The organism is Pseudomonas sp. 67(2021) (assembly GCF_017491835.1).
GTDB classification, from domain to species: domain Bacteria; phylum Pseudomonadota; class Gammaproteobacteria; order Pseudomonadales; family Pseudomonadaceae; genus Aquipseudomonas; species Aquipseudomonas atacamensis.
Genome location: NZ_JAFGYL010000002.1, coordinates 14912 through 29485, shown reverse-complemented (window position 1 = coordinate 29485; position 14574 = coordinate 14912). Strand labels below are relative to the sequence as shown.

At 59.7% G+C, this 14574-nt stretch carries 14 protein-coding genes; 6 read left to right on the top strand and 8 right to left on the bottom strand.

What is annotated here, in order from left to right; genetic code table 11:
• Positions 1-59: 59 nt before the first annotated feature.
• The gene (locus tag J5M66_RS03675) at positions 60-491 is read right to left on the bottom strand and encodes a DoxX family protein (RefSeq protein ID WP_016774387.1); all 432 of its coding nucleotides are present in this window, start codon (positions 489-491) and stop codon (positions 60-62) included.
• A 295-nt stretch (positions 492-786) separates the two neighbouring features.
• Here J5M66_RS03675 and J5M66_RS03670 point away from each other — a divergent pair, with 295 nt between their 5' ends.
• The gene (locus J5M66_RS03670) at positions 787-1620 is read left to right on the top strand and encodes an oxidoreductase (protein WP_136493557.1); all 834 of its coding nucleotides are present in this window, start codon (positions 787-789) and stop codon (positions 1618-1620) included.
• 150 nt (positions 1621-1770) lie between these two features.
• Positions 1771-2961, top strand: coding sequence for an MFS transporter (locus tag J5M66_RS03665; protein WP_306663720.1), 1191 nt, complete (start codon positions 1771-1773; stop codon positions 2959-2961).
• Here J5M66_RS03665 and J5M66_RS03660 read toward each other — a convergent pair.
• A complete protein-coding gene (locus J5M66_RS03660) occupies positions 2955-3863 on the bottom strand; it encodes a LysR family transcriptional regulator (RefSeq protein WP_207807220.1) in 909 nt (302 codons plus the stop codon). The genes J5M66_RS03665 and J5M66_RS03660 overlap by 7 nt on opposite strands.
• A 204-nt stretch (positions 3864-4067) precedes the next feature.
• On the opposite strand from J5M66_RS03660, the gene J5M66_RS03655 reads away from it, so the two are divergent.
• Entirely contained in the window at positions 4068-4637 is a 570-nt protein-coding gene (locus J5M66_RS03655; RefSeq protein WP_207807219.1) for an NAD(P)H-dependent oxidoreductase, read from the top strand.
• Between the two features lie 236 nt (positions 4638-4873).
• Positions 4874-5089 carry an Atu4866 domain-containing protein gene (locus tag J5M66_RS03650; protein WP_122708345.1) on the top strand — a complete coding sequence of 72 codons (216 nt, stop codon included), beginning with the start codon at positions 4874-4876 and terminating at the stop codon, positions 5087-5089.
• Positions 5090-5134: 45 nt separating this feature from the next.
• Here the strand turns inward: J5M66_RS03650 and J5M66_RS03645 are convergent, their stop codons facing one another.
• From J5M66_RS03645 to J5M66_RS03625, 5 genes are all read right to left on the bottom strand, one after another.
• The gene (locus J5M66_RS03645; protein ID WP_207807218.1) at positions 5135-5692 is read right to left on the bottom strand and encodes a flavin reductase family protein; all 558 of its coding nucleotides are present in this window, start codon (positions 5690-5692) and stop codon (positions 5135-5137) included.
• 137 nt (positions 5693-5829) lie between these two features.
• Positions 5830-6735, bottom strand: a complete 906-nt coding sequence (locus tag J5M66_RS03640; protein ID WP_024012654.1) for a LysR family transcriptional regulator — start codon at positions 6733-6735, stop codon at positions 5830-5832.
• A gap of 84 nt (positions 6736-6819) precedes the next feature.
• Positions 6820-7386: a GNAT family N-acetyltransferase gene (locus J5M66_RS03635; protein ID WP_207807217.1), complete on the bottom strand. Its 567-nt coding sequence runs from the start codon at positions 7384-7386 to the stop codon at positions 6820-6822.
• An 86-nt stretch (positions 7387-7472) separates the two neighbouring features.
• Entirely contained in the window at positions 7473-8477 is a 1005-nt protein-coding gene (locus J5M66_RS03630; protein ID WP_207807216.1) for an NAD(P)-dependent oxidoreductase, read from the bottom strand.
• 114 nt (positions 8478-8591) lie between these two features.
• On the bottom strand, positions 8592-10415 hold the full coding sequence (locus tag J5M66_RS03625) for an NAD(P)/FAD-dependent oxidoreductase (protein ID WP_207807215.1): 1824 nt from the start codon (positions 10413-10415) through the stop codon (positions 8592-8594).
• A gap of 246 nt (positions 10416-10661) precedes the next feature.
• Between J5M66_RS03625 and J5M66_RS03620 the strand changes: the two genes are divergently transcribed.
• Both J5M66_RS03620 and J5M66_RS03615 read left to right on the top strand, forming a co-directional pair.
• Positions 10662-12551, top strand: a complete 1890-nt coding sequence (locus tag J5M66_RS03620; RefSeq protein WP_207807214.1) for a sigma-54-dependent Fis family transcriptional regulator — start codon at positions 10662-10664, stop codon at positions 12549-12551.
• 238 nt (positions 12552-12789) lie between these two features.
• Entirely contained in the window at positions 12790-13386 is a 597-nt protein-coding gene (locus J5M66_RS03615; RefSeq protein WP_207807213.1) for a trypsin-like peptidase domain-containing protein, read from the top strand.
• On the opposite strand, the gene J5M66_RS03610 is transcribed toward J5M66_RS03615, so the two are convergent.
• Positions 13387-14571, bottom strand: a complete 1185-nt coding sequence (locus J5M66_RS03610) for an HlyD family type I secretion periplasmic adaptor subunit (RefSeq protein ID WP_038862077.1) — start codon at positions 14569-14571, stop codon at positions 13387-13389. It lies immediately after the preceding gene.
• Positions 14572-14574 lie beyond the last annotated feature (3 nt).

The following is a 14574-nucleotide window of genomic DNA, read 5'->3' as shown; positions in this document are numbered from 1 at the left end:
ATTCTCTCCGTTGTGATGGTCAAGGCTCGTCGGAAGAAATGGACGCGCCGGCGATTCGATTAGTGGCGACGTGCGTCGAGGCTGAAACGCCCTGCGCCGAAAGAAACGATCTGCAAGAGCCCACCGGCCATGGCGATATTCTTGAAGAAGTGAATGAACTGATTCTGGTCCGCCAGGGCGTTATGGAAAATCAGTGCGGTCAGTACGCTGAAAATCACCAACAGCGCTGCGGTGGTACGTGTGCGATAACCGGCGATCAACGCTACGCCGCCGAGAACCTCGACAGCAATCGCTACGCCCAACGCCAGTGCGGGAAAAGGCAACCCGACAGAGCCGATGTAGCCAATCATCATGGCCGGTGCCGCGATTTTCGACAGGCCCGAAAGAATGAAGATCGCGCTCAGAAGAATCCGCCCGATCAAGGAAACGCTGCTGTTGAGGTTGGAAGACGTTGAAGCAGTGACGCTGGAAATTGTGGCTGCGTGGGACATGACGTGGATTCCGCTGATTTCAGCGCTTCACCATGAAGCGCCGTTGTGGAGCAGATGATGTCACCGCGCAGCTTTGCGCAATTGCCGACAAGTTTCGATGATCAGGTTCGAAAAAATAGAAATGCAGCAGATATCGAAGGGGACCTTCCTCTGTGGTTAGCGACGTGTGTTGGTGAGCAGAATCAGGCAAATGTCGCGGACTAATCGGATAACAGCGGCGGGGCGGATTCGGTACGTTGGTCTCGAACGCGGTTCAGCCGAATCCTGAACCGCCGCTATCAAGAGGAGTACTGCAATGAACGAGACTAAGGTTTGGTTGGTTACAGGCTGTTCCACCGGGTTCGGTCGCCACATCGCCACGGCGCTGCTGAATGAGGGTGAGCGTGTGGTGGTCACGGCGCGCAACACACAGCAGATCGAGGATCTGGCCGCCCTCGGCGACGCTTTGATTCTGCCTCTGGACGTGACCGATCCGGCGCAGGCGATGCAGGTCGTACAGGCGGCCGAGCATCGCTTCGGGCGTGTGGACGTGCTGATCAATAACGCCGGCGTCGGCTATTTCTCATCGGTAGAAGACAGCGACGATGGGGCTGTTCGGCGGATGTTCGAGGTCAACTACTTCGGCACGGCCCATATGATTCGCGCGGTACTGCCTGGCATGCGCAAGCGGCGCACCGGCATGATCGTCAACCTCACATCGGTAGGCGGTCTGGTCGGGTTCGAAGCGGTCGGCCACTACTGCGCGACGAAGTTCGCCGTTGAGGGCCTGTCGGAAAGTCTGCGCGCCGAAGTTGCGCCACTGGGTATCGGCGTGATGACCGTTCAGCCCAGCGCCTTCAGAACCCAATGGGCGGGGTCTTCGGGCGCCGCGCAAACGGTGGCCGAGGATTACCAGGCAACCGCCGGCGCTGCGATGCGCGCATATCAGCAATCTGTTGGCAATCAAGCTGGCGACCCAGCCAGGGCGGCAGCGGCAATCTACGCCGCGGTTACCTGCGCAGCGCCGCCGGCGCGCCTGCTGTTGGGCAATGAAGCCTATGAGGCAGCGCAGGCGAAGCTTGCCGCCATGGGCCGCGAGTTCAGCGCATGGGAATCTACCGCCCGTGGCGCGGACTTCCCGACGGCCTGACAGGCGAAGCCCGCACTGATGGCATGGACGCTACAGAATCAGGCAAACACCTGAGAGGAGTGAGTTAACGGGGACGACGCGGTGCGGGAAAAACTGGGCGAGTGAGTTGACTCGCCCAATTTTGAACGGCATTTACCGAGGAGTATTTGTATGAATTCGTCGTCCCCGTCCCGACCTTTCATGTGGCTTTGCGCATTCGCAGCGGGGTCCATGATCGCTAATCTCTATTATCTGCAGCCGATCCTGTCGTTGGTAACGGGGACATTTGATATTCCGCTCGCCACGTCCGGCCTGCTGGTGAGTTGCGCTCAACTTGGCTACACGCTGGGCATTGTGCTGGTCGTCCCGCTCGGTGACGTCCTCGAAAGAAGAGCGCTTCTGAGCCGGATGTTTACCATCAACGCACTAGCGCTGTTTGTGGCTGCGGCCAGCGCGAATTTCTTGTTGTTCTGCGCCGCAGTGTTGATCAGTGGAGTCACGGCATCCGCTGCCATGTTGATTGTGCCGTACGTAGCGTCCATCGCAGCTGAGCATCGGCGCGGTCAAGTGATCGGCGTGGTGATGACCGGGGCCTTGCTCGCGATACCGCTGTCGTGGCTGGTCTCCGGCGGTATCGGCAACGCGGCAGGGTGGCGCTTGGTGTACGCCAGCGCCGGGTGCGCGGCGCTGATCCTGCTCATGCTGCTCAGAATCACCTTGCCAACCGAGCCCGAGCGCCGAGGCCAGCCCGTGCGTTATGAGCAGTTGATGCGCTCGTTGTGGCAACTCATCCTCGAGTATCCAGCGCTTGCTCGCCGGGCGCTTTACGGTGCGCTGGGAATGGTCAGCTTCAGCATGTTGTGGACTGGATTACCAATACTGTTGTCGCAACCGCCGTTCGATTTTTCGACTTCGAGCATCGGACTGATCGGGCTCACGGGAGTGACTGGCGCGTTGATTCCCGGTGTGGTTGGCCGGCTCTGTGATCATGGCTACCGGCACGCGCTGGCATTCGGGTTGGCCTCGTTGATGATACTGGCCTGGGCAGTGCTGAGCTTTGCGGCGACAGGGCTCTGGATAATTATCGCTGCCGCAATGGCCTTGAACGTTGGCGTAATGGGCTTGCAGATCACCCATCAATCGGTCATCTACAAACTGGCCCCCGCAGCCAATTCACGGATTACCGCGGTGTTTATCAGTATCAACTTTGTTGGCGGCGCTATTGGCTCCGCAGTTGCAAGTTTCGGTATTCGGTATGTCGGCTGGGAAGGGCTGTGCCTACTGGGCGCTGCTTTGCCCGCGGCTCTTGTGCTGGCCTATGCATTGAAGGAACGGCCCTTTGCCCGCGTTGCGGTTCAATGAACATGCAAATGGGCGGCGAGGAAATCCATCAGGGCTCTTACGCGTGCGGGCAGATGTCCGCCTTGGCCGACGTAAATCGCATGAATCTCCGTGACGCTTGCAGGCACGAATGGTTGCAGGACGCAAACCAACCTTCCGGCAGCCAGGTCATCTGCAACCTGGCAGAACCCCAGCTTGGCTAGCCCTGCGCCCAGCACCGTCAACTCACGCAAGGCGTCGCCATCGCTGACGCGCAGATTGCCTTTTACCGGGTACATACGTTGCTCGCCGCTCTCGTCGAGCAAGGCCCACTCCATGGCGGGAGGCGAAAAGGTGAAACCCAGACAGTTGTGATCGGCAAGGTCTTGAGGCACCAGCGGAGTGCCCTTGGCCGCCAGGTAGTCAGGAGATCCTACGATCAGCCCTCTGGATTGCCCGAGTCGTTTCGCCACAAGGTTGGAGTTCTTGAGCGCTCCGGTGCGTATGGCGATATCCGCACGTGCTTCGATGAGATCGACCACCTCATCGGTGAGGAAAAGTTCGACGCTGACCCCAGGATGTTGATTCATGAACAAGTTGATGATGGGAAGAAAAAGCTGGCGGCCGATACCCACATTACAGCTGATTCTGACCACGCCCTGCGGTGCAGAACTGGCAGATGCTTCGCGTTCCGCTTCGTCAAGATCGGCCAGTATGGCAACGCTGCGTTCGTAAAAAGCCATTCCTTCTGGCGTCAGCAGTTGCTTGCGCGTGGACCTGTTCAGCAAACGTGCGCCAAGACGGCTTTCCAGGCGCGTCATGAGCTTGCTCACGGCAGAGGGGGTTATCGCGCAAGCTCTTGCGGCCGCTGAATAACCTCCGCGTTCCACCACTTTAACGAACACGCTCATCTCGGCGAAGCAATTGATATCCAGTCGTCGCATGTGAACTCACGTCATAAATCGTGTGCCTGGGCACGGGCTGTTTATCTACCATTTCGCGCGCCTAATATTTTGCCAACGCGATATGGAACGGTTGCCGACTTTGAAAGCAAAGAAGTGGCCACTTCCAACCATCGCGCTCTTGCTGTCACGTTGTTTTCTCTAACCGTAGAACATTGCCATGTTGATAGCTGCTCGGAGGCTGAAATGACTCATACACTGCAATTAGTACTGATCCATAACAGCAACCAGTCCAACGGCGTAGACACGGCGTTGGTGCAATGGATTACCGCCGTGGTGCAAGACCGCAGCGAATTTGCGTTGAGCGTGGTAGAGCCGTTTGACCTGAGATTTATAGACGATTTTTCGGAACAGCCCGGTCGTCGAGTGTGCATGAGAGCTCTAGCGGCAGCAGATGCCTATATCGTCTTGGTGCCCGCACGTCACCTTGGTTACCAGCATGGATTGAAAGTCTTGATGGCGCGCTGGCCTGAACACCTCCGGGGACGACCTTGTTCATTTGTTGGTTATGGCACCACGACGGGCGGGGAGGATGAGGTCGACGAGCTTAGATGCGAGTTGTTGAAGCTGCAGGCCATGCCTGTTGGTGGTTATGTGAAGTTCGCTGAGATTGCCGAGCGTCTCGAACAAGGCTTCGGACTGGAGCACTTTGCGCAAGCACGGGTTTCGATGGCGCAGTTGTTAATCCAGCTGGCCTGGTGGGCACGGGCGCTGAAAGATGCGCGGGCCTTCTCTCCTTTGCAGAAGTTCGCGTAGTCCTTCGCTTAGCCGTTTCTGCGAGCGCCTGGAGCATTGGGCAAAACCTGCGCAGGAATTGCATACCGGCACCGCGCCGCGACTTTTTACTCTTGCTTCAAGTCCTGCTGAACGGCAGGAAACTCTGATCTGAAAACAGGAGTTCTAAAATGTCCGATGTCGAAATTCGCGTAACCCCTGATGCGCAAGAAAACGCCACGGCAAATCCAGCCGGCGATCAGGGCAAGTACGTTGGCATGTGGGTGACAGCCGACGGTCATATTCGCCATGAGTTGCTGCCAGGAGGGCGATATGACGAGGCCCGCGGTCGGCAAAAAAACGCTTATCAAGGGCGCTACTGGCTGGAAGGCGACCACATCGAGTATGTGGACGATACTGGCTTTACCGCAGACGGAGAGTTTCGAGATAACGTGCTGTACCACGCGGGCATGGTGTTATATCCCGAGCGCTGACGCATAAGCCGGAATGAACATTCCGGCTTTTTTATTGGTGTCGTATTACAGATTCTGTGGGCGGAATTGATCGCGCAAATCCAGGGTTTCGCCCGCCACCATAAATTTCCCCTGCCCGCGGTAATGCAGGGTTTTGGGGTGTTTCACCGACGTAGCCACATGCGCCTTGACCACTTCCCACACGAACAGACCGTACTCGCCGATAAGATTGGAGTCGAACAGCTTGCACTCGAAATTGGCGTAGCACTCTTTGATCAACGGGGCCTTTACCCGTTCTGCGGGGGCGGCTGTGAGGTCAAATTGGGCAAACTTGTCGATGGCGCCACCGCTGCTGTTGCCGACGGCAACAACCTGGTCCACCAATTCGACGGTGGGCACGTTGATGACGCACTGCTGGCTGTTGTGGATCAGCTCGTAGCTGTGGTTTGCACTCCAGATGTAGCAGCCAAACAGGGCGGGGGAGAACTGCATCATCATGTGCCAACCCATGGTCATTATGTTGGTTTCACCTTGCCAGGCGGAGGTCACCAGGACGATGGGGCCGGTTTCCAGATGCTGGCGAACCTCGCTCAAAGGGAAGTCGGATTTTCGAAATGCGGTCATGGCGCCTCCGGGGATCAAAAGAGGATAAACAGTTGTTGTCAGTCGCTTTCGACAATTCAACTTTCCTGCTTTTTGACATGCATCTCTCCGGCAGCCTTGCTCAGGCTGTCGGATTTTTGCTCTTTTCCCTGAATTGCTTACGTCGGCAAGAGCTGTTCGCCGAACCGCTTGATCAGCCACTGCCCAGCCGGACCGGGCGGCGAGTCGGTTCGATAAATCGCATCGAAGGCATAGGTGCCGCCTTTACAGTCGGGCATATCAAGCTCGACCAGGCGTCCTTCGTCCAGGTCAGACTGAACCATGGGCACCGGCATATTCCCCCATCCGATGCCCTCTTTGAGAAGCATGTGTTTGGCGCCCAGATCCGCCAGTCGCCAAGTGCGAGTGCTCACGACGGCAAAGTCCTTGTCACCCGTAAGCGTTGAACGATCCGATAGCACCAATTGAACAAACTCTCTGGCAGCGCCAGGGGATTTGGAACACTCGGTTGCAAGCGGGTGTGCAGGCGCGGCGACCGGTATCAATTGAACACTGCCCACGCCGATGCGCTCGATGCCGTCCAAGCCAATGTCCAGCGGACCGCTGATGCCGACTCCAGCTTTCTTCTCCATCACCAGTTGGGTCACTGCCCCCAAGGCTTCCATGTGCAAGTGCAGAGTGACTGTGGGAAATTCTTCCCTAAAGGTCCTCAACGCATCGACTACTCGCTCGGCAGGGAGCATTACATCGAGCGCGAGGTGAACTTCTGCTTCAAGCCCATGCAGCAAACCGGAGACTTTTGCGCGCAGCCCATTTACGCCGTTGGTAATAGTGCGTGCTTCAGCCAGGACGGTTCGACCTGCCTCCGTCAGTTGCGGTTTGCGCGTGGTTTTGCGGTCAAACAGTGAAACCCCGAGCTGCATCTCCAGATTGGAAATGGAGTAACTCACCACCGATGTCGCGCGATGCAGTTTTCTGGCCGCAGCGGCAAAACTGCCCACTTCTACAACCGTCAGAAATACTTTCAGTTGATCAAGCGTTGGTGTTCCTGGATCGGAGATCATTTCTACTGTCTCGAACGTTTGGGGAGTACTTGTCCTGATTTTGCAGACAGCAGCATATACGCAAGATTGAGCACTTGATCGGCTCTAACAATCAATTGACCGGTTTGTTTCTTCGGCAAGCCATTCGCTGCGCGTGATCTCCCACACCTCCACAGGCATCGGCCCCGCCACAAACTGGCCGTCCCGTGTGTCAACCATCCGCATGCCTTCATCTTCTGAGATCTTGCGCGAGGCGTGGTTGGCGGCGGCCTTGGGCACCTGCATCAATGGGCGCATCAAGGTGTCGAACCAGAAGGCATTGATCACCTTGCAGGCCTCGCGCATGTAGCCGTTGCCCTGAAACTGAGGGGCGAGCCAGAAGCCTCGATGGTTACCCGGTTGATCAAACAGGCTGATACTGCCGATGCAGCTCTCGGGCTGAACGCGGGTGCGGATCATCCAGTGCCATTCCTTTGCGGCAGCCATCGCGGGCAGCGCGACATCGCGGACGTAAACAAGCGCGCCGTCGTCCGGATACGGCCACGGAACGCGGCTGTCGAGATAGCGCACGACCTCCCATTGCGGAAACAATTGTTGCACCGCCGCTGCATCGCTCAGTTGCAGCGGCGTGAGGATCAAGCGGCGGGCGTAAAGCGTGGGGATGCAATCCATGGCAATCAATCCTTGCGAGCAGTGGCGGGCAGGACCGGTACTCTCTCAAACGAGCAGTTCAAGTGTCGAGCGACCTGTGCGCCGTCTCACTCAAGTAGTTCGATCAACTCCCCACCGTCCTCTCTCAACCGCTGCAAAAACACCTGCGCCTCCAGCAATTGATAGGGAAAATACAGCCCCGGCCTTACCGGCGCTTGCCCATCCAGCCCAACCAGTCGCTCCAGCAACATGGCCACACTGAGCCCGGTCAACGCTGCTGCGCCTGATCGGTGAACTACTGCGTGGCGTGTGCGCAATGGCTGGCCCTCGTGATCCGTGCCTTCGAGTTCAATGAGTATTTCCGTCGACATCGGCTGGCCCTGACGCCGGGTCGAGCTGATGCCGCTGGCGAGGTTGAACTCGACGTTTGGGGCGTCGGTGGCGGCGGCGAGGCCGGTGACGTCGATCGAGGAAAAGCCGGCGCCCTGCATGATTGTGCCGTCGACGGCGCGGAAGCTGACCTTGGCGTCGTCGCCTTCGCGCCAGATGAATTTGCCGTCGCGGCGGGTCAGTGCGGCGGGCAGCATTTTGTTCAAGTGCTCAAAATCGACGGCTACGGTCGGGCCGCCGCCGTCCTGTTCGTCGACCAGCGCATGAATGCGGATGTCGTGCACGCGGGCGAATGCCTTGGCGATGTGCAGCGTTGCCACGGTGGTGGCGCCGACCATCCATTCGTAGCCGAGGACAATGGGAGACGCGTCGGGCGAGTGGATGAAACTGGCGATTTGCGGGGCGATTTCGAACACCCCGGAAGAGATGCTCAGGTGCGGCACCTTGCGCTTTTGCGCAAAGCGCAGCCCGGCGAGGGCATGGTCCATGTAGAACAAGGCGATGGCGCTGACCGGGCGATCACCCAGCCCCAGATCATCTGCGCGAGCATCGATGACCACACCCTGGGCATTGCCGATTTGCTCGGCGGTTTGCTGAGCCTTGGCGAGGTCGCGTCCGCCGATCAGCAAGGGGACGTCGGGATGCGCTGCGCGCAATGCGCGGGCCGTCTGGTGGCCGATGGCGCCGGAGCCGCCCATGAACAGAATGGGATGAAGTGGCATGAATCCTCCTCATTTTTCCTGGATTGAAACGTGCTTGGGCTAGACACCCTAGCACGCACTTTCCAGTTCGCCGGTGCGCTTGGCCTGCGCACCGACGAACGACCACTTGAGGAATCAGCCCAGATGATGCCGCTGTGCAAGGCGATAGACATCGGTGTCGAGGCCTTCGAAACGGGCCTTCAACTGCAACGCCAGATACAGCGAATAGTGCCGTGACTGATGCAGGTTGCCGCCGTGGAACCAGAGGTTCTGCTGCTGGGTCGGCTTCCACATGTTGCGCAGTTCACCTTCATACGGGCCGGGGTCGTTGGTGGTGCCGGAACCCAGGCCCCAGCAGCGTCCGACCTTGTCGGCGACTTGCTGAGAAATCAGCTTCGCGGCCCAGCCGTTCATCGAGCCATAACCTGTCGCATAAACGATGAGATCGGCCGGCAAGCGGCTGCCATCGGTGAGCACCACCGCATCCGCTTCGATGCGTTCGACACCGAGGCCCGGCGCGCTCTTGAGCTTGATCGTGCCGTTGGCGATCAGTTCCGAGGCGCCGACGTCGATGTAGTAACCCGAGCCACGGCGTACGTATTTCATGAACAAACCCGATTCGTCATCGCCGAAATCGAGCATGAAACCCGCCCGGTTCAGGCGTTCATAGAAGTCCTTGTCGCGCTCCTTGATCGCGTCGAAGATCGGCCGATGAAACTGTGGCATGACCTTGTACGGAATCGAGGCGAACAGCAGGTCGGCCTTATCCGTAGTCAGACCCGACTCGAGCGCCTCTTCGGAATAAAGCCCGCCGAAAACCAGTTCCATCAGGCTGTCCGAACGCACGATGTGCGTGCTCGAACGTTGCACCATGGTCACCTCGGCGCCGTTTTCCACCAGATCGGCGCAGATGTCGTGGGCTGAATTGTTCGCGCCGATGACCACTGCGCGCTTGCCTTTCCACGCATCGCCGCCGGGGTGACGGCTGGAGTGATGTTGCTGGCCCTGAAAGTTTTCAGCGCCTGGATACACCGGCACATTCGGTACGCCAGACATGCCGGTGGCGAGGATCAGTTGCGTCGGTTGCAGGGTGACGGGCTCGCCGTTGCGCAGGACCTCCACGGTCCAGCGGCCAGTCTCTTCGTCAAACGTAGCGCCGAGGCATTCAGTGCGCGGCCAGTAGTTGAGTTCCATGACCTTGGTGTACATCTCCAGCCAGTCGCCGATCTGGTCTTTCGGGGTGAACACCGGCCAGTGGTCGGGGAAGGGCAGGTAGGGCATGTGGTCGTACCAGACCGGGTCGTGCAGGCACAGCGACTTGTAGCGGCCGCGCCATTGATCGCCGGGGCGTTCGGCTTTGTCGATGATCAGCGTCGGTACGCCCATGCGTTTGAGCCTTGCGCCGAGGCCGAGCCCGCCCTGACCGCCGCCGACGATCAGGCAGTACGGTTGCGTGGTAATGCCCAGCGCCGCTTCTTCGTCGCGGCGGCGCTCCAGCCAGTTGCGCTTGTCAGCGTGGGCATGGCCGTGGCTCGCGCCCATCGGCCGGCGGCGGCCGCTGGGTTCTTCGAAACCCTTGAGCTCGCGCATGGTGGTCAACAAAGTCCAGCACAGACCGTCCTTCAGGCGCACGTAGCCTTTGCCACGTGCGGTGTCGGTTTCCAGGCTCATCCAGCCTTCAAGCACGCCATCGGTGAGCGTGGCTTCACCTTCGAGTTGCCAGCGTTCGGGCCGGGTCTGCTCAAGGCGTGTTTCGAGCATGTCGCGAATCGCCGGTTTGCCTTCCAGGGTGACGAGGTTCCAGCTGAACAGCAGCAAGTCACGCCAGTGGCATTCTTCGGCAAACAACTCCAGCGTGCCGTCCACATCTCGTTGCGCCAGACGTTCGCCGAGGCGTTCGACCCAGGCCGCAAGTTGCGCTGTTGGCGATTGCAAAGGGGTTTCAATAGCGATGTTCATGGGGCCACTCCCGATCTTGTTGTTTTGGTAAGCCATGGCATCAGAGCAAGGCTTGGGCCATCTCATTGAAAGGCGCGGGCCAGAGCGTTTGATGCAAAGGCCGACAAGGCTTGGCGCAGGCGAAATGTCACAAATTCGAGAATCGCGGATGACACTGTGTCACTCGGCGCGAAATTCCCCCGCAACGAGCTTTTCATCTAAGCTGCGGACACACCCGTGTCTTCACCGAAGCGGAGAACAACAACAATGAAACCGGCCTCGATCAACGCCCACGCGCGCCAGGTACTGCAAGCCGTGCAGGGCTCTGTTGCCAGCCACAGCGCGGCGGCAGACCTGGCGATCACCCGTTCGTGGCGGCGCTGCCTGGATCAATACCAGCTCGATCCGGCCAGCCGCCGCGCGCCGGATGTGCTTGAACAGGCACGTTTGCGCGAACACCGTGCGCCGTTGGAACACATCATCTCCGTTGCGCATTGGCAGATGAACAGCCTGCATCAGCAACTGGGACGTGACGGCCATGTCGTGCTGCTCACCGATGCGCGCGGCGTGGCGATCGACAGCGTGTTCAACGAAGCCGAACGCGGCGAGTTCCAGCGCTCCGGGCTGTGGCTCGGCTCGGTCTGGAGCGAGGAGCACGAGGGCACCAACGGTGTCGGCACCTGCCTGGTCGAGCGCCAGCACGTGACCATTCGCCGCGACGAGCATTTCCGTGGCCAGCACGTCGGCCTGACCTGTTCGGCCAGCCCGATATTCGACGCCAGCGGTGAGTTGCTCGCCGTGCTCAACCTGTCCTCCGTGCGCGAGGAAAGCAGCCTTGAGCAACGCTTCAAGGCCATGGCCCTGACCAATCTGTCGGCCAGGTTGATCGAGAGCTGTTTTTTCCTCGGCCACGATCCGCAACGCTATTTGCTCCGGTTTCATCCCGACGCCGGGTTTGTCGGGCTGCTGGGTGAAGGCCTGCTCAGCTTCGACGAGAGTGCGCGGATCTGTTCGGTGAATGCGGCGGCGCTGGATCTGTTGGGCCTGAGCCGCGAGCAGATGGTCGGGCAGTCGTTGACCATGTTGCTGGAAACGCCGATGGAGCAGTTGCTCGATCAGGCCAGTGCTCAGGCGCACGTCTGCTGGCCGATGCGCCTGGCCGACGGGCGCTTGTTCTACGGCCAGTTGCGCGAACCGATCCGCTCCGCGCCGTTGACCCTTGCGCCTGTCCCGCCAATCAAGGATGAGCGCGTGTGCCTGGAAGACCCGCGCCTGCAACGCGGATTCGCCCGCGCACTCCGTGTACTGGAGCGTGACGTGCCGGTGTTTCTGCAAGGTGAAACCGGCACCGGCAAGGAGGCCTTTGCGGCAGCGCTGCATCGCGCCAGCTCCCGCGCCGGCCAGCCGTTTGTCGCGATCAACTGCGCGGCGATCCCCGAGACGCTGATTGAAAGCGAGCTGTTCGGCTATCGCGGCGGCAGCTTCACCGGCGCGCGCAAGGACGGCATGGTCGGCAAGCTTGAGCAGGCCCATGGCGGCATTCTGTTTCTCGACGAAATCGGCGACATGCCCCTCGCGCTACAGACCCGTCTGCTGCGCGTGCTCGAAGAGCGCCAGGTTGTGCCGCTGGGCAGCGCAACGCCGCGACCGCTTGATGTACGCCTGATCAGCGCCAGCCACCAGAATCTGCCAGCCTGCGTGGCCGACGGACGCCTGCGCGAGGACCTGTTCTATCGCATTGGCGGTTTCGCCGTGGAACTGCCGCCGCTGCGCGAGCGTTCCGACAAGGGCCGTCTGCTTGACCTGCTGCTGCGCGAAGAAGCGGCGGGCGCCACTGTGCGGCTGCAAGCGGGAGTTCGAGAGCGCTTGCTGGCGCAGCCTTGGCCGGGCAACGTCCGGCAACTGCGCACCTGTTTGCGGACGTTGGTGGCGTTGGCAGTGGAAGGCCGGGTCACGCTGGAGGACGTGCACGAGTTACTGCCCGCAAGTGACGACCAACCTGTTGACGATCCACTGGGCGTATCCGAACGGCAAACTCTGCTCAGCTTGATTGAAGCTGAACACTGGCATGTCGCGCGAGTTGCCCGTCGTCTTCGGATTAGCCGCAATACCCTGTACCGCAAGCTTCGTCAGCATGGGATCACTCGACCTGGTTGAAGACAATCGCGATCATTTGCGTTCATTCGCTGTTGATTGCGCGTATTTCCTGGAAATCGCTTGGATCCAATCATTAACTCACTATATCGCATGCCGACAAGCGGTAGGCTGAGCCTATTGCTAGAAGTGATGGCGCAATGACATATTGCAGCACCTTTCCTCACTTCAAGATGTACCGAAAATGCGCCCCCTCAAGTCACTTGTTGCAGCGTCGTTGCTGCTCAGCGGGTGCAATGGAATGCCAGTCGCTTTTGTTCAGGATCCTGTTTTAGACCAAGCCTTTGTCGTCCACTCCGGCGCGCCTTTGCCTTACCTGCTGATGGGTTCGGCTGTGCAATGGAATGAAGACTTCGCCGTGACGGTGAAGCACATTCCTTACTTGTCGGGCACGGTTTTCCAAGGGCAGGCAGACGTGCAGTTTTTCCGTCACAAGGCCAATAGCGTGCCGGCGTGGCGCGGCTACAAGCCGGGCGAGGAGCTGACTTCGGTGGGGTTCAATTCGCTGTACATGTCGGTCAAGGGCACCGGCCAGGCGTTGCCGGCCATGGTTCGCCTCGACTTCAAAGAGGGCAACGTGCTTTACGGCACCCACAATGGCGCGCTGGCCAAAGGCATGTCCGGCGGGCCGGTGTTTTCCGCCGATGGCAAAGTGGTTGGCATCAACGTGGCGTTTCTCACCCGTGACGACGTCAGCCGCCTCAAGCGCAAAGACTTGCTCGATCAACCGCGCGTAAGCATCTTTTTGCCGTACGCGGAGATCAATCGCGAGTGGTCGCGCTATCAGGCCAGCATCACTCCAACGACGCCACCAGCGACCAAACTGGCCAGCCGCTGATCAGCGTTCGCGCAACGCTTCGCGGGCGCGGTTGAGTGGTTTGATCAGGTAGTCGAGCACGGTTTTTTCGCCGGTACGGATGTCCACCGTGGCGATCATCCCGGGCACGATGGCGAAGCGTTTGCCGGCCTTGTTGCGCAGTTCATCCGAAGCGGTACGGATGAACACGCGGTAGTAGAAGATTTCCGGCTTGGCTTCGTCCTGAATCGTGTCCGGCGAGATCGTCACCACCTCGCCGTCGAGGCTGCCGTAGATCGAATAGTCATAGGCGGTAATTTTCACTTTCGCCGCCTGGCCCGGGTGAATGAAGGCGATGTCGCGCGGCGAGATGCGCGTCTCGATCAGCAGTTGTTCATCGAGCGGCACGATCTGCATGACCTGGCCGTTGGGCGCAATGACGCCGCCAATCGTGCTGACCTCGATGTCCTTGACGATGCCGCGCACCGGCGAGCGCAGGGTCAGGCGCGACAGTGAATCGGTGCGCCCACGGATCACCGCTTCGAGCATCTGCGCTTCAGCGTTGGCCTTGGCCAGGTCTTCGCGGGCGCGGACCATGTAATCGGAGCGGGCTTCGGTGGCCTTCAATTCCAGCTCCGAGCGTTGACGGGTCAGTCGCAGCACTTCAACCCGACTCGAGGCGCCGATCTTCGCCAGGTTTTCAGTGATCGCCAGTTCGCTGCGCACCAGTTTCAGCGAGCTCTGAATACCGTCGAGGGTTTCCGCCAGACCTTTGCGCCGGGTCTGATAGAGCTCGGTTTCGGCGCGGATCAGATCGGGAAATTCCTGCAGCGATGCATCGAAGGTCAGCGGCTTTTCGCTGACTTCGGCCTGCAAGCGGTTGACGCTGGCCAGCGCCGCGCGGTACTTGGCCGCGCTTTCGCCGACGTTGGACTGGTTCTTCACCGGGTCCAGTTGCGCGAGGATCTGGCCGCGCTCGACCAAAGCACCTTCGCTGACATTGAGCTGCTCAAGAATGCCGCCCTCCATCGACTGAATCACCTGCTCGCGCGAGCTCGGCACCACTTTGCCGGTGCCGGTCGAGACCTCGACGATCTCGAACCACGCGGCCCAGGCAATGAAGCAGGCGAGCATCAGCGCGCAACCCCAGATCACCTTTGCGCCACCGGCAAGTGCGCGCTCATCACGGCCGTCGAGGTAGGACATCGGGTCAGGCACATCGGTCATCAT

Excerpts from the sequence above, each read along its gene's own strand:
- J5M66_RS03675 (WP_016774387.1), bottom strand. The coding sequence starts at position 491 with ATGTCCCACGCAGCCACAATTTCCAGCGTCACTGCTTCAACGTCTTCC.
- J5M66_RS03670 (WP_136493557.1), top strand. The coding sequence starts at position 787 with ATGAACGAGACTAAGGTTTGGTTGGTTACAGGCTGTTCCACCGGGTTC.
- J5M66_RS03665 (WP_306663720.1), top strand. The coding sequence starts at position 1,771 with ATGAATTCGTCGTCCCCGTCCCGACCTTTCATGTGGCTTTGCGCATTC.
- J5M66_RS03660 (WP_207807220.1), bottom strand. The coding sequence starts at position 3,863 with ATGCGACGACTGGATATCAATTGCTTCGCCGAGATGAGCGTGTTCGTT.
- J5M66_RS03655 (WP_207807219.1), top strand. The coding sequence starts at position 4,068 with ATGACTCATACACTGCAATTAGTACTGATCCATAACAGCAACCAGTCC.
- J5M66_RS03650 (WP_122708345.1), top strand. The coding sequence starts at position 4,874 with ATGTGGGTGACAGCCGACGGTCATATTCGCCATGAGTTGCTGCCAGGA.
- J5M66_RS03645 (WP_207807218.1), bottom strand. The coding sequence starts at position 5,692 with ATGACCGCATTTCGAAAATCCGACTTCCCTTTGAGCGAGGTTCGCCAG.
- J5M66_RS03640 (WP_024012654.1), bottom strand. The coding sequence starts at position 6,735 with ATGATCTCCGATCCAGGAACACCAACGCTTGATCAACTGAAAGTATTT.
- J5M66_RS03635 (WP_207807217.1), bottom strand. The coding sequence starts at position 7,386 with ATGGATTGCATCCCCACGCTTTACGCCCGCCGCTTGATCCTCACGCCG.
- J5M66_RS03630 (WP_207807216.1), bottom strand. The coding sequence starts at position 8,477 with ATGCCACTTCATCCCATTCTGTTCATGGGCGGCTCCGGCGCCATCGGC.
- J5M66_RS03625 (WP_207807215.1), bottom strand. The coding sequence starts at position 10,415 with ATGAACATCGCTATTGAAACCCCTTTGCAATCGCCAACAGCGCAACTT.
- J5M66_RS03620 (WP_207807214.1), top strand. The coding sequence starts at position 10,662 with ATGAAACCGGCCTCGATCAACGCCCACGCGCGCCAGGTACTGCAAGCC.
- J5M66_RS03615 (WP_207807213.1), top strand. The coding sequence starts at position 12,790 with ATGCCAGTCGCTTTTGTTCAGGATCCTGTTTTAGACCAAGCCTTTGTC.
- J5M66_RS03610 (WP_038862077.1), bottom strand. The coding sequence starts at position 14,571 with ATGACCGATGTGCCTGACCCGATGTCCTACCTCGACGGCCGTGATGAG.